The sequence below is a fragment of the Sporosarcina sp. P2 genome (genome assembly GCF_002743255.1).
GTDB lineage: Bacteria > Bacillota > Bacilli > Bacillales_A > Planococcaceae > Sporosarcina.
In genome coordinates, this window is the sequence record NZ_PDYY01000005.1 from 1 (window position 1) to 24,305 (window position 24,305).

The 24,305-nt window shown below is 41.1% G+C and carries 23 protein-coding genes and 1 pseudogene; 22 read left to right on the forward strand and 2 right to left on the reverse strand.

All coding sequences use genetic code 11. From position 1 onward, the window contains the following. Window positions 1-291: 291 nt before the first annotated feature. Window positions 292-1,173 (reverse strand): hypothetical protein, encoded by an 882-nt coding sequence (locus tag CSV67_RS06700; RefSeq protein WP_099630832.1) that lies wholly within the window; start codon window positions 1,171-1,173, stop codon window positions 292-294. Window positions 1,174-1,300: 127 nt separating this feature from the next. On the opposite strand from CSV67_RS06700, the gene CSV67_RS06705 reads away from it, so the two are divergent. Next, window positions 1,301-2,347, forward strand: coding sequence for a SepM family pheromone-processing serine protease (locus tag CSV67_RS06705; RefSeq protein ID WP_099630833.1), 1,047 nt, complete (start codon window positions 1,301-1,303; stop codon window positions 2,345-2,347). A gap of 4 nt (window positions 2,348-2,351) precedes the next feature. Here the strand turns inward: CSV67_RS06705 and CSV67_RS06710 are convergent, their stop codons facing one another. Then, complete coding sequence (locus tag CSV67_RS06710; RefSeq protein ID WP_099630834.1) at window positions 2,352-3,530, reverse strand: nucleotidyltransferase; 1,179 nt, start codon at window positions 3,528-3,530, stop codon at window positions 2,352-2,354. Between the two features lie 126 nt (window positions 3,531-3,656). Here CSV67_RS06710 and CSV67_RS06715 point away from each other — a divergent pair, with 126 nt between their 5' ends. The 21 genes and pseudogenes from CSV67_RS06715 to ftsA all read left to right on the forward strand — a co-directional run bounded on the left by CSV67_RS06715 (window position 3,657) and on the right by ftsA (window position 24,272). After that, window positions 3,657-4,187, forward strand: a complete 531-nt coding sequence (locus CSV67_RS06715) for a YceD family protein (RefSeq protein WP_099630835.1) — start codon at window positions 3,657-3,659, stop codon at window positions 4,185-4,187. Window positions 4,188-4,211: 24 nt separating this feature from the next. Then, window positions 4,212-4,385: a 50S ribosomal protein L32 gene (rpmF, locus tag CSV67_RS06720; RefSeq protein ID WP_099630836.1), complete on the forward strand. Its 174-nt coding sequence runs from the start codon at window positions 4,212-4,214 to the stop codon at window positions 4,383-4,385. A gap of 106 nt (window positions 4,386-4,491) precedes the next feature. Further along, on the forward strand, window positions 4,492-5,253 hold the full coding sequence (locus CSV67_RS06725) for an enoyl-CoA hydratase/isomerase family protein (protein WP_099630837.1): 762 nt from the start codon (window positions 4,492-4,494) through the stop codon (window positions 5,251-5,253). A gap of 136 nt (window positions 5,254-5,389) precedes the next feature. Then, entirely contained in the window at window positions 5,390-5,605 is a 216-nt protein-coding gene (locus CSV67_RS06730; RefSeq protein WP_099630838.1) for an acyl-CoA carboxylase biotin carboxyl carrier protein subunit, read from the forward strand. An 81-nt stretch (window positions 5,606-5,686) separates the two neighbouring features. After that, window positions 5,687-7,174, forward strand: a complete 1,488-nt coding sequence (locus CSV67_RS06735) for an acyl-CoA carboxylase subunit beta (protein WP_099631022.1) — start codon at window positions 5,687-5,689, stop codon at window positions 7,172-7,174. Between the two features lie 55 nt (window positions 7,175-7,229). Further along, on the forward strand, window positions 7,230-8,123 hold the full coding sequence (locus tag CSV67_RS06740) for a ketopantoate reductase family protein (RefSeq protein ID WP_099630839.1): 894 nt from the start codon (window positions 7,230-7,232) through the stop codon (window positions 8,121-8,123). Then, window positions 8,117-8,497 carry a DUF3397 family protein gene (locus tag CSV67_RS06745; protein WP_158231992.1) on the forward strand — a complete coding sequence of 127 codons (381 nt, stop codon included), beginning with the start codon at window positions 8,117-8,119 and terminating at the stop codon, window positions 8,495-8,497. Before CSV67_RS06740 ends, CSV67_RS06745 begins: the two co-directional genes overlap by 7 nt. An 84-nt stretch (window positions 8,498-8,581) precedes the next feature. Next, window positions 8,582-10,198 (forward strand): bacillithiol biosynthesis cysteine-adding enzyme BshC, encoded by a 1,617-nt coding sequence (gene bshC, locus CSV67_RS06750; RefSeq protein ID WP_158232896.1) that lies wholly within the window; start codon window positions 8,582-8,584, stop codon window positions 10,196-10,198. A 531-nt stretch (window positions 10,199-10,729) separates the two neighbouring features. Continuing rightward, window positions 10,730-11,161 (forward strand): division/cell wall cluster transcriptional repressor MraZ, encoded by a 432-nt coding sequence (gene mraZ, locus CSV67_RS06755; protein ID WP_099631023.1) that lies wholly within the window; start codon window positions 10,730-10,732, stop codon window positions 11,159-11,161. 17 nt (window positions 11,162-11,178) lie between these two features. Beyond that, a pseudogene (gene rsmH / locus CSV67_RS06760) lies at window positions 11,179-12,110 on the forward strand (16S rRNA (cytosine(1402)-N(4))-methyltransferase RsmH). Between the two features lie 17 nt (window positions 12,111-12,127). Next, window positions 12,128-12,499 carry a cell division protein FtsL gene (gene ftsL, locus CSV67_RS06765; RefSeq protein ID WP_099630842.1) on the forward strand — a complete coding sequence of 124 codons (372 nt, stop codon included), beginning with the start codon at window positions 12,128-12,130 and terminating at the stop codon, window positions 12,497-12,499. Further along, window positions 12,496-14,721, forward strand: coding sequence for a penicillin-binding transpeptidase domain-containing protein (locus CSV67_RS06770; RefSeq protein WP_099630843.1), 2,226 nt, complete (start codon window positions 12,496-12,498; stop codon window positions 14,719-14,721). The genes ftsL and CSV67_RS06770 overlap by 4 nt, the downstream gene beginning before the upstream one ends. Window positions 14,722-14,792: 71 nt before the next feature. Then, a complete protein-coding gene (locus CSV67_RS06775; RefSeq protein WP_099631024.1) occupies window positions 14,793-16,688 on the forward strand; it encodes a penicillin-binding transpeptidase domain-containing protein in 1,896 nt (631 codons plus the stop codon). 45 nt (window positions 16,689-16,733) lie between these two features. Next, window positions 16,734-17,705 carry a phospho-N-acetylmuramoyl-pentapeptide-transferase gene (mraY, locus tag CSV67_RS06780; protein WP_099630844.1) on the forward strand — a complete coding sequence of 324 codons (972 nt, stop codon included), beginning with the start codon at window positions 16,734-16,736 and terminating at the stop codon, window positions 17,703-17,705. Next, on the forward strand, window positions 17,706-19,055 hold the full coding sequence (gene murD / locus CSV67_RS06785) for a UDP-N-acetylmuramoyl-L-alanine--D-glutamate ligase (protein WP_099630845.1): 1,350 nt from the start codon (window positions 17,706-17,708) through the stop codon (window positions 19,053-19,055). A 57-nt stretch (window positions 19,056-19,112) separates the two neighbouring features. After that, entirely contained in the window at window positions 19,113-20,201 is a 1,089-nt protein-coding gene (ftsW, locus tag CSV67_RS06790) for a putative lipid II flippase FtsW (protein WP_099630846.1), read from the forward strand. Window positions 20,202-20,215: 14 nt separating this feature from the next. Next, the gene (locus CSV67_RS06795) at window positions 20,216-21,076 is read left to right on the forward strand and encodes a cell division protein FtsQ/DivIB (protein WP_099630847.1); all 861 of its coding nucleotides are present in this window, start codon (window positions 20,216-20,218) and stop codon (window positions 21,074-21,076) included. After that, window positions 21,051-21,776, forward strand: a complete 726-nt coding sequence (locus CSV67_RS06800) for a DUF881 domain-containing protein (protein WP_099630848.1) — start codon at window positions 21,051-21,053, stop codon at window positions 21,774-21,776. Before CSV67_RS06795 ends, CSV67_RS06800 begins: the two co-directional genes overlap by 26 nt. Window positions 21,777-21,795: 19 nt before the next feature. After that, window positions 21,796-22,512, forward strand: a complete 717-nt coding sequence (locus tag CSV67_RS06805) for a DUF881 domain-containing protein (protein ID WP_099630849.1) — start codon at window positions 21,796-21,798, stop codon at window positions 22,510-22,512. A 7-nt stretch (window positions 22,513-22,519) separates the two neighbouring features. After that, window positions 22,520-22,885, forward strand: a complete 366-nt coding sequence (locus CSV67_RS06810; RefSeq protein WP_099630850.1) for a small basic family protein — start codon at window positions 22,520-22,522, stop codon at window positions 22,883-22,885. A 169-nt stretch (window positions 22,886-23,054) separates the two neighbouring features. Continuing rightward, window positions 23,055-24,272 carry a cell division protein FtsA gene (gene ftsA, locus CSV67_RS06815; protein ID WP_369802722.1) on the forward strand — a complete coding sequence of 406 codons (1,218 nt, stop codon included), beginning with the start codon at window positions 23,055-23,057 and terminating at the stop codon, window positions 24,270-24,272. Window positions 24,273-24,305: the final 33 nt, after the last annotated feature.

Sequence of the window (24,305 nt, forward strand, 5' to 3'; positions counted from 1 at the left end):
ATGGGATTGTGCCTATTGAAAAAGTAATGGAGATTTACAATGATCAAAATGAAGAGATTACGAAGGACGGCTTTTGCGATTAAAAGCGGTGCGTTAAGAGCATGTATTTGCACTTAGCGACGAGGAGGCTCAAGCGCGCCTTTTGAAGCGTAGGAGAACGGACTGTTTTTTTAAGTTATGTCCCAGCCACCTTTTGTGTAGCAGTAAGTTTTCCAACGAACACTTCCCTTTGAAGCGCACATGCTCTCCCAAACAACTAGACGTGTCACAGCGGTAGTTTTCAATACTTTCTCAATAAATCCAAATGAACAATACAGGGACGAGTAACGTATTCCAGACCCTTGCAAACACGTAAGGAAGTATGCGAATACCAGCGCTCCTCGCGATCGTCATAACCTGCATATGAATACTCATACCGTTGATCGAAAGGATAGCCGCAATGAGCATCGGATAAATCGCATCATCGGCAAAATGCTCGGTAGCCGACTGGACACCTGAAGTCATCTCGAACACTGCGAGCAATAAAGTTTTGGTAACGCCCATATCCACAGTGATGATAGAAGATATGGAATGCGAAAGCACATTACTGAGGGAAGAGAAGAAAATGACCGTGGTGGCCACTAACAATATGACGGATGAACTGTCTTTAATAGAGCGCAGCAAAGGTGACGTTTTATGTTGTTGGGGGATGAATGGGACAGATGGCTGCTGATGCCGACTTCCCACAAGCGACATGGCCAATATGAAAAACACGATATTAGCCAGATGAATGGCGAGCAACAATTTCCAACCACTTGTCGTGCTGCCGAATAATTCGTTACCCACAAAGCCAATAATGAACATAGGTCCTGGTGCATGACAGGATGCGACAAGCAAACAACTTTCAGCGGCAGAGATCTCTCCATTTTTTTTCATTTCGCTAACGGTCACGGCTCCTACCGGAAAGCCTCCAAATGAACCTAGCACATAAGCTTTTATGTAACGACTCCATTGACTAGTGCCTTGTTTGCTAGGCATTTTCAATAACCACTGCGTTAAAATAATATATGGTAGCAAATAGGGAAGTAACGCATGAGTGAATAATTGGATGCCTGAAATGGCTCCTTCATGTGCGACATCTGGTTGCAAAATAAATAAAATAATTAGCGCCCAGATGAAGAGTACGTTACTCATTGTTCAATACGGCAGGGTCGTAAATAAAAAGCATCTGTCGCACTCCTTCCTAATTTTTGAAATACAAGAAAATCTACCGTAATATATATGTAGTATTCGTACAGGCTATTAATGGAGGTGAGCTTTTATGAACATGCGTAAGTGGGGAATCGCTGCGGTAATCCTACTAGTAGTGGCTTTTTTAGCACTTTATCCGTTAGATATGTATAATTCTCGACCCGGCGGAGCTTATGATTTGGCGCCACTCGTAGAAGTAGTAGGCGGAGATACTGACGATGTAGGAACATTTAGCTTGATGACAATTGCGATTGGCAAGGCGACACCTGTAACGTACGCTTGGTCAAAAATTTCAGATAAAATGAAGTTGTTGCCGGCCACGCAAGTGAGAAGACATGGTGAAAGTGATGCGGAGTATGGAGTGCGTCAGAAAAAAATGATGGCTGATTCTAAAACACATGCCATATCGGTAGCATTTGAGAAGGCGGGATTACCTATCAATAGAAAATTCACAGGAGTCTTTGTTGCAGGTGTATTACCAACAGGAGCTTCTGCAGGAAAGCTCGAAGTAGGAGATATCATTCGATCGATTGATCAACTAAAGCTTGCTTCCACAGAAGCATTTATGCGTGAAATCGGTGATATGCATGAAGGTCAGAAAGTGCATCTGCAAGTACAACGTGGACAACAGCTGTTAGATGTTCCGGTAGAATTAAAAGAACTTCCGGGGACGGACGGACGAGTAGGTCTTGGAATAGAGTTTGAAGAACAGATTAAATTGGAGACAGAACCAAAGGTTGATATACGTACAGAAGAAATCGGTGGGCCTTCAGCGGGTTTAATGTTCACACTGGAATTGATGAACCGCCTAGTGGATGTCGATTTAACGAAAGGCTATACTATCGCAGGGACTGGCGAGATGCATGAAGATGGGTCAGTGGGACGAATTGGTGGAATTGATTTTAAAATCATAGCAGCTGATCGTCAAGATATGGAGATATTTTTCGCGCCTGACGATGAATTACCGGAGGAAGTGAAACAGAAGAATCCGCAGCTTCTCTCAAATTATGAAGAAGCGAAAGCAACTGCGGATAAAATCGGCACAAAGATGAAAGTTGTACCGGTCAAAACGATTGACGATGCACTAAGTTATTTGGAAAAACTACAGGAAAAGTGAGTCATCACAGCAATATGGGCGGCGTTTTAAAATCAAGACCTGGCTCTTTGTGAATACCACACATATAAATATCTGTACTTTTACTATCTAACAAAAGTGATGGGTCTTTGTGAGAACCTACCCGAGTGATAAGTGGCAAAGTCATTTCTTTTTTCACTGTGCGTAAATAACTTCGTCCGTTTGCAGACATACCTAATAGCCGTAAATAAGATGGACTCGTAATTTGTGCACGGGTTGATTTTCGATAACCAATCAAAACATGTACTAGCATTCGTTGTATGCGCGTCCATGTGTAACGTTTGGATTTGACGGCATGCATAAATTCTTGAAATGTAGCATGTTCTTTTGCAGCGCGCCATAAAGCAAACTCAATACCTTCCGTAATATCTGCAATGGACGCTAATTGCTCAGGTCCTTCACGAAGAATTGTGTACCGAAGAAATGGGTAGAGATGATTCCAGCTTTGATGAGGCTGTTGACGAAGAAGCTTAAAGGCAGTTGTAGGCATGAAAGACTGAACGTGCGCGACATCGGTCGCAAACAATTCCTTGCGTATTCCCGTTGCGCTAGCAATAGTATCCTCAGGTAATGCGGCATCATGATAATGTGTTCCTTTTCGCTCAAGCGTGACGGCGATCAATCTCGATTGAATTTCTTTTACGGCTTGCATATAATGGAATCCTAGAATGTTATTTGGCTCTGATAAATCAGCGAGTGGTTCTTCAGTGGTGCGTGCAATTGCTTCATATGCAATTCGCAATGCATTCGGATAACTGATCCCTTCCTGTATGGAACTCTTTATGGTTTTTTCATAAAGTTCTTTCTGTGTATTCATTGTGTCCAAACTATTCAAAAATGGTGCGATACGTCCTTCTTCACTTCCGAAGCAAATATACTCGCAGCGGAGAGCGTCTAGGATTTGTACGGCCCCTTTCGCGAATTGAGGAGCATGTGCTGTGGAAAAAGCATATGGCAACTCGATGACAAGGTCTGCACCACTAGCAAGGGCCATGCGTGCTCGTGTCCATTTATCGACTATCGCTGGTTCACCGCGTTGAAGAAAATGTCCACTCATCACAGCAATCATAACATCTGCATCTGTTAGCCTTTTAGCTTCGTTGAGATGGAACAAATGGCCGTTATGAAAGGGATTATATTCGACGACAATACCAGTAGCTATCAATGAAATCCTCCTCTGTACTTGCGTATATTGAATTATACCGTTAAACTTGTTAAGGTGACAAGAAAATATCTTGACATCCCTTATTTAAAATACTATAATCAACATTGTTGTCTTGAGGTGATAGACATGAAATGGTCCATTCATCAATTACGGAAACATAGGCAAGGCCCGCTACTGTTTGACGAAGCAGTGAATTTGGATTCCGTGAAAAATAGGAATGAAGAAATTAGGGCAATTCAGCCTGTTCGAGTAAGTGGAACATGTACAATTGGTGAGAAAAAGTTAACATGCCAGCTTCGGCTAGAAGGTTCAATGATTTTGCCTTGTGCACGTACGTGGGAAGACGTCGATTATCCATTCTCCATTGAAACAGTTGAGCAATTCAGCTGGGACGACGAGACACTTCAGATGGATGATGAAATTCATCCGGTTGATGGGGAAACAATTGATTTTACTCCTGTATTGGAAGAACTGATTTTGCTTGAAATCCCGCTGCAAGTATTCTGTGAAAATGCAGATGAGATGCGACAGGTGGAAGGTAAAGGTTGGTCCTATACAACCGATGAAGAATTGGAAGCGCAACGACAAGAAGCAGAAGAAAAAGTGGATCCTCGTTTAGCGGGATTGGCTAATTTTTTTGAAACCGATAAAGAGTAAACCCTTATAAGGAGGTGCCCCCCAATGGCAGTACCAAAGAGAAGAACTTCTAAAACGAAGAAAAATTTGCGTCGAACTCATTTCAAAATTGAAGCGCCAGGTATGACTACTTGTAACAACTGTGGCGAAATGAAATTGGCACACCACGTTTGCAAATCTTGCGGACACTACAAAGGAAAAGACGTTGTAGGCGAATAATTTAGATTCTACACAACGAATGAAAGGCTATCTTGAGACCATGGCTCAAGGTAGTCTTTTTTGTTGTGCATAAAAATGGTATGCTAAAAGAAAAGGGGGAATTTTTTTGTCTTATTCTATAAAGATCGATCAATCAATTGCATATTTTACAATTAATCGTCCTGCCATGCGAAATGCGGTAAATTATGATGTCATGGAGGGACTCGAATTCTTTCTAGATAAAATCGAGGATGACCCTGAAGTTTCTTTTGCTGTCATTACAGGAGAAGGTGACTTGGCATTTTGTTCTGGTGGAGATCTTAGTGATTTTCACGGCTTTCAGACCGCGGAGGATGCGTTTCCGATGCTTAGCAGGGGGGCAAGTATTTTATATCGTATCGCGACATTACCGATGCCTACAATAGCGCTGGTAAATGGGGCAGCTGTTGGTGGCGGATGTGAACTGGCAACGGCTTGCGATTACCGATTGGTTGCATCACATGCAAGAGCTGGATTCATTCAAGGTACTTTGGCGATCACGGCTGGTTGGGGTGGAGCTACCCTATTATTCGAGAAAAACGGCCCACGTGACCGTTTGCTTCAATTCACGGGCGGTGCTAGCATTCATTCACCTGAACACCTACTAGATCTTGGATGGGCGACTGAAGTGTATGAGGGGGATACGCAAGCAGCTCTTGATCAATTTCTAGCTCCCCAGCTTAAAGTACATAGAAATGTACACCGTGCGTATAAATCTATCGCCACTAGGAAGTGGGAGGCTAACGGGCTTGAACACGCCATGCAGGAAGAAGCTCGCGTCTGTTCCATTCTTTGGGAAAGTGACGCGCATCATGAAGCTGTCCAAAACTTTTTAACAAAAAGTAAGTAAACTTTCAGTCCCGACAGGCATACACTATCGGGACTGTTTAAAATGTACTTGAAAACGGTTTCATAGATAAGATACACTATCTGTAAAGAAGTTATTTTCAGCGAGTGTTTGCATTCGAAATGTGAGGAGTGATTGTATGCAAGATGTAAAAGCCACTATGGCAGGTACGATATTTCAAATTGAAGTAAAAGAAGGAGATCCTGTGACAAAGGGACAAGTTGTCGTCATTTTGGAATCCATGAAGATGGAGATTCCGCTAGAAGCTGAAGTAGATGGAACGATTAGTAAGATCCACGGTGCTGAAGGTGATTTTGTAGATGAAGATGAAGTGTTAGTTTCCATTCAATCGTAATGAAAGGAGGGAAGTTCTTTGACAAACGAATCAACAAGGACGACGTATAATGAAAAACTTCAAAAAATCACTGCACATGTTATGGCGGGTGGTACAGAAAAATATCATGAAAAATTGGAAGAGCAGGGTAAGTTATTCGTCAGGGAACGGTTGCGCCTTTTATTTGATGACGGTAAGTATGCAGAGGATGGAAAATTTGCGAACTGTGAAGCGAAAGATCTACCTGCTGATGGAGTGGTTACAGCCACTGGGAAAATCAACGGTCAAACGGTTTGTGTTATGGCTAACGACTCTACAGTTAAAGCAGGTTCTTGGGGTGCAAGAACGGTAGAGAAGATTATCCGCATTCAAGAAACAGCTGAAAAGCTTCGTGTGCCATTACTATATTTAGTGGATTCTGCAGGTGCACGTATTACAGATCAGCTAGACATGTTCCCGAATCGTCGTGGAGCCGGTCGTATTTTCCATAATCAAGTACGTTTATCAGGTGTCATCCCACAAGTATGTCTTTTATTCGGTCCCTCTGCGGCAGGCGGTGCCTATATTCCAGCTTTCTGTGATATTGTCATCATGGTAGAAGGCAATGCCTCAATGTATTTAGGTTCACCAAGAATTGCTGAAAAAGTTATAGGTGAGAAAGTGACGCTAGAAGAAATGGGTGGCGCACGCATGCATTGTACGGTAAGTGGATGTGGGGATGTGCTAGTAAATACTGAAGAGCAAGCGATTGTAGAAGCGCGTAGGTATCTATCCTACTTCCCAGCGAACTTTGAAGAGTCTACTAGAATAGCGGAACCTCGTGGGGTAAAGGAAGGTCGTTCGTTGGAAGAAATCATTCCCGAAAATCAAAATGCTCCTTTCGATATGTATGAGGCGATCGATCAATTAGTGGATAACGGTAGCTTGTTCGAAATCAAGAAGTTGTTTGCGCGGGAAGTCATCACTACACTTGCACGTATTGACGGACGTCCTGTAGGAATTATTGCCAATCAGCCCAAAGTAAAGGGGGGCGTGCTGTTTGTGGACTCAGCGGATAAGGTAACGAAGTTCATTACATTATGTGATGCTTTCTCTATTCCGTTGTTGTTCCTTGCGGATGTACCAGGGTTCATGATAGGAACGAAGGTGGAACGACAAGGTATTATTCGTCATGGAGCCAAGCTAATTATGGCAATGAGTTCCGCCACTGTACCAAAAATTTCAGTTATTGTACGTAAAGCATACGGAGCGGGACTGTACGCGATGGCAGGTCCTGCATTCGAGCCGGATGTCTGTATTGCGTTGCCGACTGCGCAAATCGCTGTAATGGGTCCTGAAGCAGCTGTCAATGCGGTATATTCGAATAAAATCGAAGCCATTGCGGACCCAAAAGAGCGTATTGCATTTATAAAGAAGAAACAGCTAGAATATAAAGAAGAAATCGATGTCTATAAAATGGCTTCGGAACTTATCATTGATGAAATCGTTGCACCTCATAATCTACGGTCAGTGCTTGCTGAAAGATTCGAATATTATAAAACGAAAAAAATTGTGAATTCTTCGAGAAAACATCCTGTCTATCCTGTATAATAAAATGTACCAACAGAGACGCCTTCACTGGGTCTCTTTTTTAAGGAGGTAAACTATGCGATTTGTAGTGGTAGGAGCAGGATCCATTGGATTATTAATTGGTACCTATTTAGCTCAACACCAGGCAAATGTCATCTTTTGGGTAAGACGTGAGGAACAAGTAAAACACTTACGTAGTGGTCTAGTAAGAGAACCAGAAAACTTTACATATGAAGTAGATTCAACCATACATATTAAAGAGTTGCCGTTAGACGCATTATGGATTATTGCTGTCAAGTATGATGCGTTACACGCTGTATTATCCGAAATCAGTGCTCTACCTATACAACCGGATTTATTATTCATTCAAAATGGAATTGGGCATCTATCGCTGATTGAGCAGTATCCACTTGGACATGTGTCGTTTGCGACGGTCGAGCATGGTGCAAAGAGAATAGATAATCGGACAGTATCGCATAATGGTATTGGACCTATTAACATCGTGGGAAATGAAAAGATTGCTCCCACCATACAGTGGATGCAAGAAATAGATCCACATAATTTTCCCATTACTACACAACAAAATGCAAAACAGTTATTATTTCGTAAAGTCCTCATCAATTGTGCGATCAACCCACTAACAGCATTGTTGGAAATTAGGAATGGACAGTTATTAGAAAACCCCTACTTCCATTTATTATTCCGTCAGCTGTGTGAAGAGTTGCTCAATAACTTTGAAGAGTATAGTGATCTATTGAGTTATGACGATATAGAAGAGGTATGCCGTAAAACAGCCGACAATCAATCTTCTATGCTGGTAGATAGAATAAAGGGTCGGAATATGGAAATTGAAACTATTTTAACGGCAGTGTTGAAAGAAATTAATCAAAAAGGCGGCGATGCTCCCTTTTTGCAAATGCTTGAGACTACACTGCTTGGAATAAACAGGAGTGAATGTGGCGGATGTTGACGAATATACTTGGAGCGTTATTATTGTTCCCTTTTATAATTTTAGTTGTATTAATTATTGTTGCAAAGAAAATAGGGTTACCTAAGAAGAAGAGGGTCGGTTGGGCAGTAGACTGGACTACGCCGTTTATGGTACTCACCGTTTTGATTTTGATTCGTGCAATTTGGGATGCTTGGCTTCCCATTTTGTTAATCGGAATATTGTGTTTGGTTGCTATCGGGTTTGCAGTAATAGAACGTTCGAGGGAAAAAGAGTTTCGGACGTCTTGGGTATTACGCAGAACGTGGAGAGCGTATTTTCTACTCTTAACAACAGCATACTTTCTACTGTTCATTACCGGAATTACAGTGCAGATCATCCGCTACGTGAACTAATGAGTCCTCATAAGCGTATCTATTCAACCAGATCGGATGAGGTGATATACTGGCTGTAGTATGGTACAAAAAGGAGTTTGTGAGATGGACTTGGACACAATGGAGTTGCCGAAAAAGAATAAATTGATGGAAGCGTATCGTCACGATCCACAATTTTTCCATAAATTTTTTGAATATGAAATGACACCTATAGGGTATGAAGAAAGAGCGGCAGAATTACAACGACGGTCTTTTCAAAGGGAACAGCTGGCTGCTACTGTAGAAAATTATATGAAGCCATTTGGAATATCAGACTTGGCTGCACGATATATTCAAGAGCTTTCTGAAGATGCGTTGGTAGTAATTGGTGGACAGCAAGCAGGGGTTTTGACAGGACCTTTATATTCTGTTCATAAAGCTATATCCGTGGTTTTATTGGCACAAAAACAACGAAAAGAATTAGGCAAATCTGTAGTGCCAGTGTTTTGGATTGCTGGGGAAGATCATGATATTAACGAAATCAATCATACATATACTGCGGAGGCAGGAAAAGCAATGAAGCGGCAGTTTAAACAGCCGACCATTTTAAAAACGATGGCTTCAGACACACATTACGATCAAAAAGAAATGACCGTGTATATTAGAAAGATTTTTAAAAGTTATGGAGAGACATCTTATACGCAAAAATTGTTGCGTGATGTGCTACAAACCGTAGAACAACAACAGAATTTCACAGATTTCTTCACTTCGTTAATGAATGACCTATTTACTGCGCATGGATTATTATTTATGGACGCAGCTTATAAGCCATTGCGTCAATTGGAGTCACCTTATTTCTCACAGATGATTGAAAATACGGAAGCAATGGCGAAAAGCATTTACTATGCAGAACAACAGCTTCACACGTATGGTCATGCAAAGCCCATCGAATCGGAAGAACAGGATGCCAATCTGTTTTATGTTCATGATACAGGTAGGGTACTACTCAGAAGAAAAGATGGCAAATTCATTAATGAACAAGTAGGTGTATCTTTTACAGAACAAGAAATGCATACTATTGCGAAAAATGAGCCATGGTTGCTTAGTAACAACGTAGCCACAAGACCCATTATGCAAGATCTCGTATTTCCAGTATTGGCATTTGTCGGTGGACCAGGAGAAATAGCATATTGGTCTTTATTAAAAGAGGCATTTCACATAATGGGAATCAATATGCCGGTAGTCGTACCAAGGCTTTCAATTACTTTGGTCACTAGGCAAGTTCAGGAAGCGTTAAAGCTTACGGGTACTACTATGAATCAAGTAATGAATTACGAACTACCGGAACTACTGGAAAAATGGCAAGAACAACAGCGAGATGAGCAATTCGATCGTTTGTTGGCAGAAACGAAGAATCAATTACAAATGCAGTACGAACAATTGCAGTCACATCTAGAAGCGACAGATCCGGGACTGCTGCAATTGCTCGATAAAAACCTGCAATTCCATAATAGTCAGTTTGAATATTTACAGAGGAAAAAAGAGCAGTCGATTTTGCTTAAGAACCACGTGCAATACGAACGTTTTCACATTATTTCGGAACAGCTATTTCCGGAAGGCTCCCTGCAAGAGCGTCTCTATTCGCCATACTTTTATATGAACCAGTTCGGTGAAGGAATGATTGACGAGCTACTGAAACAACCTTATACGTATAATGGATCGCATCAGTTAGTCTTTTTATAAGAAACCACTTAAACCCGTCATTCGTTCTATACATGGCGGGTTTTGTTTGCGTGTAAAAGATTGGTAAGCAAATTTGTTGTGGTAGGGATTGTCGTTTCAGAGGTGATGTATTTCCGGAATATCGCAGAGAATTAATCGTCTAAGTGATACTCCTCTTATGTTTCGCTTTTTCCGGATGAACTGAATGTAAAATTGAACGCAGATAAGTTTAAATGCAACACAATCCCCCATACTAACTTCAATAAAAGATCTGTAGTCCACTCCGCTTTCTCGGCAGACAAAAAGCAACTCTAACGACAGCTTCCGGCCTTCGTACTCACTTGTAGACTTTCCGATTGATAGTGAACATTCTCAAAGGTGCTAACTTGAGAAAATTGCGAAAAAAGTAGTTTTTTCGGGATACAGAAGGGAAAATAAATTAGAAAGAAGTACTATTGACACATTTTAAAAATTATGCGAAGAAAAATGGTGTAGTGGGTGGAGGAAAGTGGGGGGATGTGGTACATTATTTCATACAGTGGGGTGAATTATATGTTCATGGGTGAGTATCAGCATTCAATCGATATAAAAGGTCGACTGATCGTTCCTTCAAAATTTCGGGAGCAATTAGCAGAAGGCTTTATTTTAACCCGTGGACTGGATAATTGCTTGTTTGGATATCCACTGGATGAATGGCAAAAGCTTGAAGAAAAATTGAAAGCATTGCCGGTTACAAAAAGAGATGCACGAGCATTCACTCGTTTTTTCTTCTCAGGAGCAAGCGAAGCGAATCTCGATAAGCAGGGGAGAGTAAATATACCTGCAAACCTACTAGAATTCGCGAAGATTGAAAAGGACTGTATGATTATCGGCGTATCCAGCCGGATTGAAATCTGGTCTACAGAACTATGGGAAGCGTATTACGAGGAATCTGAAGAATCATTCAATGACATTGCAGAAAACCTTATTGATTTTGAATTTTGAAAGCAGGCGGAATAACCATGTTTAACCACACGACAGTATTACTACATGAAGCCGTTGAAGGCTTGAATGTAAAAGAAGATGGCATTTACGTGGACTGCACACTTGGTGGTGCAGGTCACAGTGAAGAAATTGTCAAACTTCTATCATCCGAAGGACAACTAATTTGCTTCGACCAAGATATGACAGCTATTGAAGCAGCACAAAAAAACTATCAAACTATACTGCACAAGTACACTTCGTCCATGCAAACTTCAAAGACTTGAAAAGTGAATTAGTGAAATTGGGGATCTCTCATGTAGATGGGATTTTATATGACCTAGGAGTTTCATCTCCGCAATTGGATACACCGGAGCGAGGCTTCAGTTACCATCATGATGCACCGCTAGATATGCGTATGGATACCTCTGCACCATTGACAGCTTTTGAAGTAGTCAATGAATGGTCGTATTCCGATTTGGTCAGAATATTCTTCCGCTATGGTGAAGAAAAGTTCTCGAAACAAATCGTTCGCAAAATTGAAGAAGCACGTGCTAATGCACCTATCCGTACAACAGGTGAACTGGCTGAGCTTATTAAGATGGGTATTCCGGCTGCTGCGAGAAGAACCGGAGGTCACCCCGCGAAACGTGTGTTTCAGGCTATACGAATTGCGGTAAATGATGAGTTGGGAGCAGCTGAACAATCTTTGACCGATGCACTCACGTTATTGCGAGAAAATGGTCGGATTAGCGTAATTACCTTTCATTCACTTGAAGACCGTTTATGTAAAACTATTTTTAAGGAAGCATCTTCCATGCCGGAGTTGCCGCCAAACTTACCAATTATACCTGAGGGCATGGATCCGGAATTCCGTCTTATTACACGAAAGCCGGTCATCCCTACAGATGAAGAAATAAAGCATAATAAACGTGCCAGATCAGCGAAATTACGAATTATAGAGAGAAATTAGAAAAGGGGAATAGAGCAATGGGACTAGAACAACGGAACCTTAATACGTCACTGACACCGGAGATAGAACAACATACAGACTTAAATCAGCCGCAGGTTGTCCGTCGTGTAAAAAAACGTTTTTCTAAGGGTGAAAAGATATTGTTTACTTTATTTGCGGCATTTACAATCGGATCTTCTTCAATGCTTTTACAGACACATTCAGATATAAACGCTGTAAATAAAGAAGTGCAGTTGATGAATTCCGAAATTGAAGATACTGCAAAACAGAATACTGAATTGTCCATTCAAGTAAGTGACAAATCCACATACGAACGTATTTGGAAAAAAGCACAAGAGAATGGTTTAAACCTTAACGAAAGTAACGTAAAGGTCGTACCAGGACGATGAAGAAGTTTCGCTTTCAATGGGGAGCCTTTCTAATGTTTGTAGTATTCGGAGGGCTCTTTTTCATATTATTCGGTAGAATTCTTTTTATTCAAATGACCGGCCAAGTAGATGGTAAAGAGTTAGCGAAAATCGCTGCGAACCAATATGAAAAACATGCCGTCTTACAAGCAAACCGCGGGGCAATTGTAGATCGAAACGATGTGCCGATTGCATCGGATACGTTAAGTTATCATGTAGTTGCTGTTCTTAATGAAGCGGCTAGTAAAAACAGCAAGAGAAAATATCATGTTGTTGATTATAAAGAGACGGCTAGAGTACTGGCTAAGTATTTACCTTTAAAAGAACGTGAAATTTACGATAAAATGAAAAATGCTAGAGAAGGCGCGTGGCAAATTGAATTTGGACATGCGGGTAAAGATCTGAACCGTGAAACGGTTTTGAAAATGAAGGAAGAACTCGATAGAAAAAAATTATCGGGTATTTTGTTTGTGGAAGGTAAAAAACGATTCTATCCTAACGGTCGATTCGCATCTTACTTAGTGGGCTTTGCTCAAAAAGAAGAATTGGAAAACAATCTTACCGTCACCAAAGGGAAAATGGGGCTTGAGAAAACATATAATGAGCAACTAACTGGTATCGATGGAAAAGTGAATTATCAATCGGATGGTTGGGGATATTTATTGCCCACAGCTAGCAAACAAATTACAGAACCCAAAGATGGCCAGACGATTAAGCTTACTTTGGACAAGACGATCAGTAACTTTGTAGAAGAAGCAATGGATCAAGTAGAAGAGGAGTATTCTCCAAAGAAAATGATGGTTCTCGTATCTAATCCTAAAACCGGTGAAATCCTGGCAATGAGTCAGCGACCGACATTTAACCCGATGACGCGAGAGGGTCTGACGGAAAACTGGTTGAATGATGCAGTTGAACAGACGATTGAACCAGGTTCCCCTATGAAGATGTTCACATTGGCTGCTGCAGTAGAAGAAGGTAAATGGGCACCGGACGATTACTTCAAATCTGGATCTTATCGGATCTATGACCGAGTGATCAGAGATGTGAATGTAGACGGTTGGGGTACGATTACGTTTATGGAAGGGTTGCAACGCTCCTCTAACGTGGGAATGGCATATCTTCTGGAAAGAATCGGCGATCAGAAATTCATTGAATATGTTCATAAGTTTGGCTTTGGTAAACAAACTGGAATTGATTTACCTAATGAAGCGGCAGGAGTAGTACTCGACAATTATCCGGCTGAACGACTAACGACCTCCTATGGGCAAGGTTCTACAGTTACACCATTACAAATGATACAGGCTGCTTCTGCTATTGCGAATAACGGTGTCATGATGAAACCATATGTAATTGACCAAATCATTGATCCGAATACAAAAGAAGTGCTGGAGAATCATGAACCTGAAGAAAGTGGAACACCGATTTCCGCAGCAACAGCCAAAGAAGTGCGGGAAATCCTTGCGACAACAGTGACATCAGAAAATGGTACTGCACAAAAGTATCATCTTGAAAATTATGCAGTAGGTGGTAAAACAGGTACGGCGGAACTTCCCAAAACAGATGGAAAAGGGTATATGTCTGGCCCCGGGAACTATTTATATTCGTTCCTTGGAATGGCACCGATTGATGATCCGCAGCTTCTGATTTATGTAACTGTTCAGCAACCTAAATTAAAAGCTGGTGAACAAGGGTCTGATCCTGTATCCAAAGTGTTTAATCCAATTATGGAAAACAGCTTAAAATATTTGAACATTGCTCCTGATGATGAACAAGTGATTCCTGTCAAAAAAGTTGGGGATTATGAAAGAGAAGACGCGGAAACAGCAGCTTCTCTAGCGGTGGAAGATGGTTTCCAAACTGTATTAATCGGAGAAGGTGGCAAAGTAACGAAACAAATACCAAAAGCAGACACGAAATTACCGGAGGATTCAATTATTTTGTTGGAAACAAAAGGGGATACGACATTCCCGGATATGACAGGTTGGTCTAAAAAAGTGGTGCTCTCATTTATGAACCTTTCGAAGTTAGACATTCGAATCAACGGAGAAGGTTACGTTGTGGGACAAAGCGTAACAGAAGGAACAGTAGTAAACAAAAAAGATCCGATTGTTGTTGAACTTCGGACGCCTGAACAGCAGTATAATAAAAAGAAAAGTAATGAAGATAAGGAACAGAACGAAGAAGTGCAAATCATGGGAGGCTAATGAATAGCGCATGATTTCACAGCATACCTTAATAGAAAAAAGGTAGTGAGTCATTGCGTTCATTTATTGATATGCAGTCCAAAAAACGTTTACGTGCAGTCTTCCTAGGCTTTCTTATCTGTCTATTACTTGTCATAGGAAAACTATTTCATGTCCAAATCGTCAAGCATGAGTGGCTGACCGAAAAAGCAGAAGAAAATTGGGACATCGAAATCCCTTTCGGTGCCATGCGTGGAAATATTACGGACCGAAGTGGTAAGTTGATTGTTGGTAATAAACTAGCACCCACACTGTATTTCATGCCAGCTCAAAATCCTGACATTTCTAGCGACATACCTGCAATTGCCAAAATCCTTAACATGCCACCGGAAACGTTAGAAGAAAAACTGAAGAAAAAAACCTATATGGTGAAATTAGCTCCGGAAGGAAAAAACATCACGAAGGAGCAGGGAGATGAAATTACTAAACTACAAGTAGCTGGCTTGTATGTAGGTGTAGATTTCGTCCGCCATTATCCATATGACGATCTGTTGGCACGTTTAATCGGTTTTACTGGCTATGATGGCAACGGCTTGGCGGGTATTGAGTATGCGTATGATGAAATTTTAAACGGAACAGGGGACAAAGTGCGATTGTTCACGGATGCCAAAGGAATTGCATTGCCTCATGTAGAGGATAGTTTTGAACATGGAAAAAATGGATCCACCTTAGAACTAACTATCGATTTGAAGATGCACCAAATTGTGGAACGCGAACTGATCCAAGCAATGGAGAAGTATGATGCAACACAGGCACTGGCTATCATAATGAATCCGAAAACGGGCGAATTATTGTCACTGGCCTCCGTACCTGGTTTTGATCCACGGGAATACCAATCAGCCGATTCCACTATCTATAACCGGAACTTGCCTGTATGGATGACATACGAGCCAGGTTCCACATTCAAAATTCTTACCTTGGCGGCAAGTTTGGAAGAAGACGTCATCGACTTGGAGAATGAAAACTTTTATGACCCTGGTTATAAAGTCGTTGCAAACGCTAGATTACGGTGTTGGAAACGAGAAGGACATAAAGATCAAACATTTTTAGAAGTTGTAGAAAACTCATGTAACCCTGGTTTCATTACGATGGGGCAACGACTCGGTAGTGAAAGATTAGATCGCTATATTCGAGAATTCGGTTTTGGTAGCTCGACAGAGTCAGGTATTGCTGGAGAATCGAAAGGTATTTTGTTTTCCAAAGAAGCATTTGGACCGGTAGAGCAGGCAACCACTGCGTTCGGGCAAGGAATCTCAGTCACGCCCATCCAACAAGTGCAAGCAGTTGCCGCAGCAATTAATGGCGGTAAACTCTATAAGCCCTATATCGTCAAATCGATAAAGGACTCTGAAGGCAAAACGTTAAAAGAATTCGAACCTGAATTAAAAAGACAAGTAATTAGCGAGGAGACATCAGCTAAAGTGCGGCATGCGCTTGAATCGGTTGTAGCAAATGGATCGGGGCGTAATGCATTTGCGGATGGACTTCGGATCGGCGGTAAAACAGGGACAGCACAGAAGGTAGAGAATGGTCGCTATAAAGATGGTGATTATATCGTCTCCTTCATTGGTTTTGCGCCTGCAGATGATCCGGAACTGCTCGTATATCTAGCTATTGATAGTCCAAAGAATTCCATTCAATTCGGAGGAGTCATCGCTGCGCCAATTGTCGGACGGATTATTGAAGAAATCGCTCCAATTGCTAATATTGAAAGAAGAAAAGAACAGTTGGAAAAAGAATACCGATGGGGAGACGCGATTACATTCCGTTCACCCGATTTACTTGGAATGAATGAAAAAGAATTACTGTCACAAAATTACACGTTCAAAGTTAAGTGGCATGGAAAAGGCAAGAAAGTCATTCGACAGTTGCCTGCTCCCCATACTTTGATGACCGTGGAAGACACGATTCATTTGTACACAGAATAGCAGTGCTTCACTGACACGCAATTGATAGTAGAAGGAGAACTTGACATGACACTCGGCACCACAGTCACGATAATCGCTGTCGCATTTTTCGTATCAGCGATTATCGGGGTGATCATCATCCCATTACTTAGAAGGTTGAAATTTGGTCAAAGCATACGGGAAGAGGGCCCGCAAGCACATTTAAAGAAAGCGGGTACGCCTACGATGGGCGGGCTCATCTTCCTTCTTTCCATATTGATTTCAACACTCACTTTATCTTACATAAACGACACATTAACTACTCATACGATTGTGTTATTGATCGTGCTGGTTGGTTTCGGAATCATCGGCTTCCTAGATGACTTTATTATCATCGTGGCGAAGCGCAACTTAGGGTTGACATCACTTCAGAAATTAATCGGTCAGATTATCATTGCGATTGTCGCCTTTTTCTTACTGAAACTAGGACCATTCGAAACTAGCGTAATGATTCCTTTCACAGAAATTGGAATAGATTTAGGTGTGTTTTATGTGGCATTTTTGGTCTTTTGGCTTGTAGGTTTTTCAAACGCCGTGAACTTAACGGATGGCTTGGATGGTCTGGTTGGTGGTACATCAACTATAGCATTCTCTGCATTTGGTGTATTTGCTTTAGCATATGAGCAAAACGATATCGCGTTATTTGCATTTGTAGTAGCAGGTGCAATGCTTGGCTTTTTATTATTCAATATCAAACCAGCAAAAGTATTTATGGGGGACACAGGTTCATTGGCACTAGGTGGCGCACTCGCTATGATTTCGGTATTGATCAAACAAGAATTATTGTTGTTGATCATCGGAATTGTATTTGTAGTAGAAACGCTATCTGTCATCATTCAAGTCATCAGCTTTAAACTGACTGGAAAACGCATCTTTAAAATGAGTCCTATTCATCATCACTTTGAATTATCAGGCTGGTCTGAATGGAAAGTAGTGATTGTGTTCTGGGGTGTGGCATTGCTTGCTGCCCTCGTACCGGTCTTCTTGGAGGTCATGTAGATGAAGAATACAGAACAATTCATAGGAAAAAGAGTACTTGTAATTGGTCTTGCGAAGAGTGGAGTGGCAGCAGCTGGTTTGCTTCATCGTTTAGGTGCAGAAGTTGTGGTTAATGACTCTAAACCGCTAGAAGGCAATGAAGAGGCAATGGAACTTCAAACCGAAGGAATTGAAGTTATTGGTGGGGGACATCCAAGTGATTTACTAGAACGGAATTTCGATTTCATCGTGAAGAATCCGGGGATTCCTTATAGTAATTCGTTGGTAGCGAGTGCTGTTGAGCAACATATCCCAATTTGGACCGAAGTGGAATTAGCAGGTATTCTCAGTGAAGCACCGATTATTGCCATTACGGGTTCAAACGGTAAAACCACAACCACCACATTGCTTTATCACATGCTCAATATGGCAAAGAAAAAACCGTTGATTGCCGGCAATATTGGAACGGTTTCTTGTACAGTGGCGGAAAAAGCCCATGCGAATGAAGTAATCGTACTCGAAGCTTCTTCATTCCAATTAGCTGGAACAGAAAGCTTTGCACCGCGAATTGCAATATTTACGAATTTATATGAAGCGCACTTGGATTATCATGGAACGATGCAAGAGTATTTGGATGCAAAATTGCAAATGGCTCGCAATCAAACTTCGGAAGAATACTTGATTTTTAATGCGGATCAAAAGTTAATCAAAGAATCGGTAGAATCATTTGAAGCTCAAAAAGTTCCTTTCACAGTACTTGGAAAAACCAATGAGGGTATCTCGGCAGATGAAGACTGGATTTATTGGCTTGGTGAACCTTTCATAGAAATTAAATATATTAAATTACCGGGTCGCCATAATTTAGAGAATATCTTATCAGCAACAGCAGCGGCCATATTGTCAGGGTGTGAAAAAACAGCGATAGAAAATGTCTTAAGTTCTTTCACTGGTGTTCGCCACCGTATGCAATTCGTTCGTGAAGTGAACAGTCGTACCATATACAATGATTCGAAAGCGACAAATACATTAGCGACAAAAAGTGCGCTTTCCTCATTTAAGAAGCCTATCGTTTTGATTGCGGGTGGACTTGACAGAGGGCATTCATTTGAAGAATTACGACCGTTTATGAAAAATGTCCGCGCAGCCGTGACGATAGGGGAGACAGCAGAGCGTTTTGCAGAGTTTGCGAAGTCTTGTGGTGTAACGGAGACGGCACAGGCATCGACTATGCAGGAGGCTGTTGAGAAGGCCTATGCGTGTAGTTGTGAAGACGATGTGATTTTATTGTCGCCTAGTTGTGCAAGTTGGGATCAATACAAGAACTTTGAAATACGAGGCGACGAATTTATTGATGCTGTTATGAAATTGTAAATTCGTTGTAATAGTTTGTGAGTAAAATGAAGAACTGACTGATTAACTTGAGGAAGGATGCGAACGCTGGAGAGAACCTACCGAATAATCTTTTTGACAACCGCCTTACTATTGTCTTTGATTGGATTAGTTTTTGTACAATCGGCAGGATCTTATTGGGGAGAAGTTCATTATCAAGATTCTTCTCCGTTTATTGTCAAGCAAGGCATTTATATGATTATTTCCTTGGCAGTTGCTTATGTGCTAGTCAAAAGTCCGTTAACATCACATCCCAAATTCTGGACGTATTGCTATATCGCTTCAATTCTTATGTTGATAGCTGTATTGATCCCAGGTATTGGAGCGGTGAGAAATGGTTCTCAAAGCTGGATCGCGTTCGGTCCGATCAGTTTACAACCAGCAGAATTCGTGAAGGTGGCTTTACTTGGGAAGTTAGCCAGCGGTATGAAGAAGCACAAAGAAAAGTCTTGGCAATGGCAACATTTTGCCTGGATTTTATTACCTGCCACGTTGATTATGTTGCAACCAGACCTCGGATCGGCCGTCATCATGATCGTGTCTGCTTTTGTCATTCTTTTCTTGGCGGGCTATCCATTGTCATTCTTTATCTTTCTTTTCGTTTCAGGAATCGGTGCTTTTATCGCACTCATTCTAGCTGCACCGTATCGTTTGGATCGAATTAAATCCTACATTGATCCGTGGAATGACCCTCTCGGTACGGGATTTCAAAGTATTCAATCCTTATTTGCAATTGCCCCAGGCGGATTATTCGGTCACGGCTTCGGGAATAGTCGTCAAAAGTTTTTGTACTTGCCTGAACCTCAAAATGACTTTATCTTTTCAATCATTGCGGAGGAAATTGGCTTTATTGGTGCAGCGTCTATCGTATTGCTGTTTATCTTGTTGTTCGCTTCTGCATTCGGCATAGCGATTCGGCTGAACAACTGGAATTCTTTTTTAATTGTCACCGGTATGGTGTCCATGGTAACTTTCCAAACGTTTTTAAATATGGGAGTCGTTTCAGGGTTGCTGCCTGTGACAGGGGTGACGTTGCCTTTCATTAGTTATGGAGGATCCTCGCTGTTGACCACTTGGCTTGCCGTTGGAACAATTTTACACTACTCTGCGAATAAAAGGGCAGGATGAAGGGAGAATAGGATGTGGAAAAAATAATAGATATTGAAGATCGGATTCCATCCATGCGTAAAAAACGCAGAAGAAAGGCCAATATGAGCTTTCTTTTGCTAGTCGTGATATTCGTCCTTGTTCTTCTTGCCTTGTTGTATTTCCAATCTTCATTAAGCGATGTTTCGAATATATCCATTAATGAGACTGTTTTACACGAAGGTGAGGAGTATAAAGATCAGAGTGGATTGTATAAGGGGCAATCACTATGGGGGTTCCGTGCTAAAGATATAGAAAAAAATATCAAGAAAATTCCTGGCGTGAAGGATGCTCAGGTGAACCGTGATTTTTATAATGATGTTTCTATTCATGTTACAGAATGGGAACCGGTTGCCTTTATAGAGAATAAAGGACAATATGATCTATTGTTGGAAAATGGTGAACGCTTAGAAACTACCGATCCAGATATCCTTTCGCATGCCCCCATTCTATCAGGTTTTACCGATCCTGAAGTGACGGAACGAATGATCAATGAACTACAAATGATGGATAGTACAGTTTTCGAACTCCTGTCAGAGCTTCGTTATCAAGGAGAAGAAAAAATTGACGTATTTATGAGTGATGGATATGAAGTTCATGCGGTAATTCTAGGCTTCGCTGATAAAATGTCCTACTATCCGGATATCATCGCTCAATTGCCTAAAGAAGAAAAAGGCGTTCTAGATATTGAAATTGGCGTGTACTTTAAAACCTATACAGATTTCTACAAAGAACCAGTACCGATAGATGTGGAGATCCCACAGCCTACTGAAGAGTCAAATACAACAAAAAATAAACCGGTCGATGTAGAAACGAATAAGGAGGAAGAAAGTGAGCAAAAAACTGAAGAAAACTAGAGAGAAACGCGGCAAGCAATTAGTGCTATCCATCGTATTTCTAGTCCTAGGCTTCATGCTTGCGTTTTCCTACCGTACAATTGGCAGTAAGCAACAAATGCTGGATTTAGAGCAAACCAATTTATTTCAGCAAGAAGAACAGTATCGGGCAGATTTAATCGAACAGCAAGAAAGAAATAAGGAATTGACGAATGAATTACTAGAGAAGCAGAAAAAAGTGCATTCGTTTGAACAGGATTTCTCCGACAAAGAAAAAAATCATGCGGTCCTTGTAGAAAAAGCACGAGATTTAAGATTATTGCTTGGCGATATTCCGTCAAAAGGTGCGGGGATAAAAGTGACATTGGAAGATGCGGACTATGATCCTTCAATACAAAATCCGAATGATTATATCGTCCATGAGAGTCACGTTTTACGTGTAATCAATGAATTGAAAATCGCAGGTGCGCAAGGAATGACAATCAACGGGCAACGGATTAATTCGAATTCGTACATAAAATGTACAGGCCCTGTTATTATGGTTGATGGTAGAACGTTTCCAGCACCTTTTATTATAGAAGCAGTAGGAGATCCGAAAGTGCTATCACCGGCCCTACATTTAAAAGGCAGTGTTATAGATGGCTTGTTGAGAGATAATATCGTCGTCACATTAGAAGAAATGAAGGAAGTTCAACTACCTGCGATTCGTGACGAAGTATGAGGGATTGTGGGGGGGTAGAGTGAAGCAAAAAACACACTGGAAGTTCACGTTGATTCTCGGTATAGTGGGATTTGTATTGGCTTTACAATATAACACGATGAATACCACATCTCCGCGAGATACACGGGATTTATGGGCTATACGTAAAGAATTATCAAGTGAAAAGAAAATCCACTCTGAACTTTTAGAAGAAATCAGAGGAATTGACCAGACGCTTGCTGCTTATAACGCATCACCCGAAGCGAATGCAGCAAATGTGTTGCAAGATACATTGGATAAATTGTATAAACAAGCGGGATTCATGCCGACCACTGGTCCAGGATTTGTAATAGAAGTCGCGCCATCTCCAGAAAGTATTGCGCTTGGTTATGAAATAAAGCCAGTATCATCTGAACTGCTGGCTTGGTTTATTAATGTGGTGAATCAACAACAAGGTAATGAGTTGGAGATTGACGGCAAACGCTTTACTACATTGAGTTGGATTCGGGATATCAATGGTAATCTGACAGTCAGTGGGGAAGTGGTTTCTACACCACCTTTCAATATTAAAGTCGTTTCTCCTTCGAAGGAAGCAAGTGAAGAGTTGTATAATCAATTATTGACAACTACTATTCAAGATGAGTTTTATTTGGACGACTTAATTTTGACCATTAGTGAACCAACGGACCGTATTACGTTACAAGGCTGGACGGGCGGTTTTGAAAATCGATTTTTAAAAGAACAAACAAAGGAGTAATGACAATATGTGGCTACCCTTACTTGGGCTCCTCCTTGGCGTTTCACTAGGTTTGCTCTCGGATATACAGATCCCGCAAGTTTATAATAACTATTTAACTATTGCGATTCTCGCTGCATTTGATACACTATTTGGTGGAATCAGAGCCTATCTTCAGCAAGTGTATGACGATCGAATATTCGTCAGCGGATTTTTCTTCAATATACTTTTGGCAGCAGCACTTGCTTTTATTGGTGTACACTTAGGTGTTGATTTATATTTGGCAGCAGTTTTCGCTTTTGGTGTACGATTATTCCAAAACATCGCGGTCATCAGAAGAATCCTGCTCGCAAAATGGACGGGGAGAAACAAAAATTCCGACACAAATACGTAATATTACATGTTTTTAGAAGAGGGTGTTGAAAATATTTAGACAAAGCAGTCATAATACAATAGAATGGAAGTTACTAGTTACATTAAGGAGGTGTCAATAATTGAGTAAATCAAATCATTACGTATCACTTGATATAGGATCATCCACAATTAAAGTCTTAATTGGGGAGATGGATCAAAATGCCCTGCATGTAATCGGTGTAGGAAATGTTCAATCTGCTGGAATTCGCAAAGGAACAATTATTGATATTGATGCCACTGTCCAGTCAATCCGTAAAGCGATTGAACAGGCTGAAAGAATGACAGGCTTGAAAATTGAAGAAGTAGTTCTTGGCATACCTGCAAATGGCGTCCAGTTCCAAAACGTCAAAGGCGTTGTGGCAGTGAACTCTGAAAATCGTGAAATCACAGATGATGACCTAGAAAGAGTTATGAAATCATCACAAGTAATGAATGTTCCACCCGAAAGAGAATTCGTCAATTTGGTGCCAAAGCAATTTATTGTCGATGATTATGATGAAATCACAGATCCCCGTGGTATGATGGGAGTAAGATTGGAAATGGACGCAACGTTAATTACGACGTCCAAAACTCAACTACATAACATTTTACGCTGTGTAGAAAAAGCTGGTTTACAAATACGCGAAATTTATTTGCAGCCATTAGCGGCAGGTACATTCGCATTATCCGAAGATGAAATGTATCATGGAACTGCCTTTATTGATATTGGCGGAGGATCAACTACGGTTTCGGTGTTTGCTGAAAATCGTTTGATTAGTACATCTGTATTACCTGTTGGCGGAGACCATATTACAAAAGACCTGTCGATCGTCTTAAAAACACCTACAGAACAAGCAAGAATGATTAAGCATCAGTATGGACATGCCTATTATGATGATGCTTCAGACGAAGAATTATTTGAAGTGCCAGTAGTAGGGTCAGATGCAAAAGATCAATATAGCCAGCGATATATCTCTGATGTTATCGGTTCACGTCTTGAAGAATTGTTCGAATTGATTCTCGAAGATTTGTATGCAACAGGCATCCGTGACTTGCCTGGAGGTATCGTCATCACAGGCGGTACGGCTAAACTGGACGGAATTTTACAGTTGGCTCGTGATGTCTTTAAAACAAGAGCTAGATTGTACACACCAGAATATATTGGTGTCCGTGAGCCAATGTATTCTACTGCGGTTGGCTTGATTCGCTATGCGTATATGGAAGATGTGTTCTTCGGTTATGAAGAAGAGCAGGTTGGGGCACCTCAAACGCCAGATTCCATTTATGAAGTTGCGGAACCTGTAGCTCGGCCAGTTAAACCGAAGAAAGAAAAAGGTCAAGGATTCATGAAACGCGCTAAAAAAGTATTCGACAATTTCTTTGAGTAAAACATTATGTTAGACGGGGAATTGCAGATAATT

What these genes read in the sequence shown, in the direction of transcription:
- ftsL (WP_099630842.1), top strand. Translation starts at nt 12,128, where the DNA reads ATGGGACTAGAACAACGGAACCTTAATACGTCACTGACACCGGAGATA.
- mraZ (WP_099631023.1), top strand. Translation starts at nt 10,730, where the DNA reads ATGTTCATGGGTGAGTATCAGCATTCAATCGATATAAAAGGTCGACTG.
- ftsA (WP_369802722.1), top strand. Translation starts at nt 23,055, where the DNA reads ATGGATCAAAATGCCCTGCATGTAATCGGTGTAGGAAATGTTCAATCT.
- ftsW (WP_099630846.1), top strand. Translation starts at nt 19,113, where the DNA reads ATGCGAACGCTGGAGAGAACCTACCGAATAATCTTTTTGACAACCGCC.
- CSV67_RS06700 (WP_099630832.1), bottom strand. Translation starts at nt 1,173, where the DNA reads ATGAGTAACGTACTCTTCATCTGGGCGCTAATTATTTTATTTATTTTG.
- CSV67_RS06810 (WP_099630850.1), top strand. Translation starts at nt 22,520, where the DNA reads ATGTGGCTACCCTTACTTGGGCTCCTCCTTGGCGTTTCACTAGGTTTG.
- CSV67_RS06735 (WP_099631022.1), top strand. Translation starts at nt 5,687, where the DNA reads ATGGCGGGTGGTACAGAAAAATATCATGAAAAATTGGAAGAGCAGGGT.
- CSV67_RS06745 (WP_158231992.1), top strand. Translation starts at nt 8,117, where the DNA reads ATGTTGACGAATATACTTGGAGCGTTATTATTGTTCCCTTTTATAATT.
- rpmF (WP_099630836.1), top strand. Translation starts at nt 4,212, where the DNA reads ATGGCAGTACCAAAGAGAAGAACTTCTAAAACGAAGAAAAATTTGCGT.
- murD (WP_099630845.1), top strand. Translation starts at nt 17,706, where the DNA reads ATGAAGAATACAGAACAATTCATAGGAAAAAGAGTACTTGTAATTGGT.
- CSV67_RS06730 (WP_099630838.1), top strand. Translation starts at nt 5,390, where the DNA reads ATGCAAGATGTAAAAGCCACTATGGCAGGTACGATATTTCAAATTGAA.
- bshC (WP_158232896.1), top strand. Translation starts at nt 8,582, where the DNA reads ATGGACTTGGACACAATGGAGTTGCCGAAAAAGAATAAATTGATGGAA.
- mraY (WP_099630844.1), top strand. Translation starts at nt 16,734, where the DNA reads ATGACACTCGGCACCACAGTCACGATAATCGCTGTCGCATTTTTCGTA.
- CSV67_RS06775 (WP_099631024.1), top strand. Translation starts at nt 14,793, where the DNA reads ATGCAGTCCAAAAAACGTTTACGTGCAGTCTTCCTAGGCTTTCTTATC.
- CSV67_RS06715 (WP_099630835.1), top strand. Translation starts at nt 3,657, where the DNA reads ATGAAATGGTCCATTCATCAATTACGGAAACATAGGCAAGGCCCGCTA.
- CSV67_RS06705 (WP_099630833.1), top strand. Translation starts at nt 1,301, where the DNA reads ATGAACATGCGTAAGTGGGGAATCGCTGCGGTAATCCTACTAGTAGTG.
- CSV67_RS06740 (WP_099630839.1), top strand. Translation starts at nt 7,230, where the DNA reads ATGCGATTTGTAGTGGTAGGAGCAGGATCCATTGGATTATTAATTGGT.
- CSV67_RS06770 (WP_099630843.1), top strand. Translation starts at nt 12,496, where the DNA reads ATGAAGAAGTTTCGCTTTCAATGGGGAGCCTTTCTAATGTTTGTAGTA.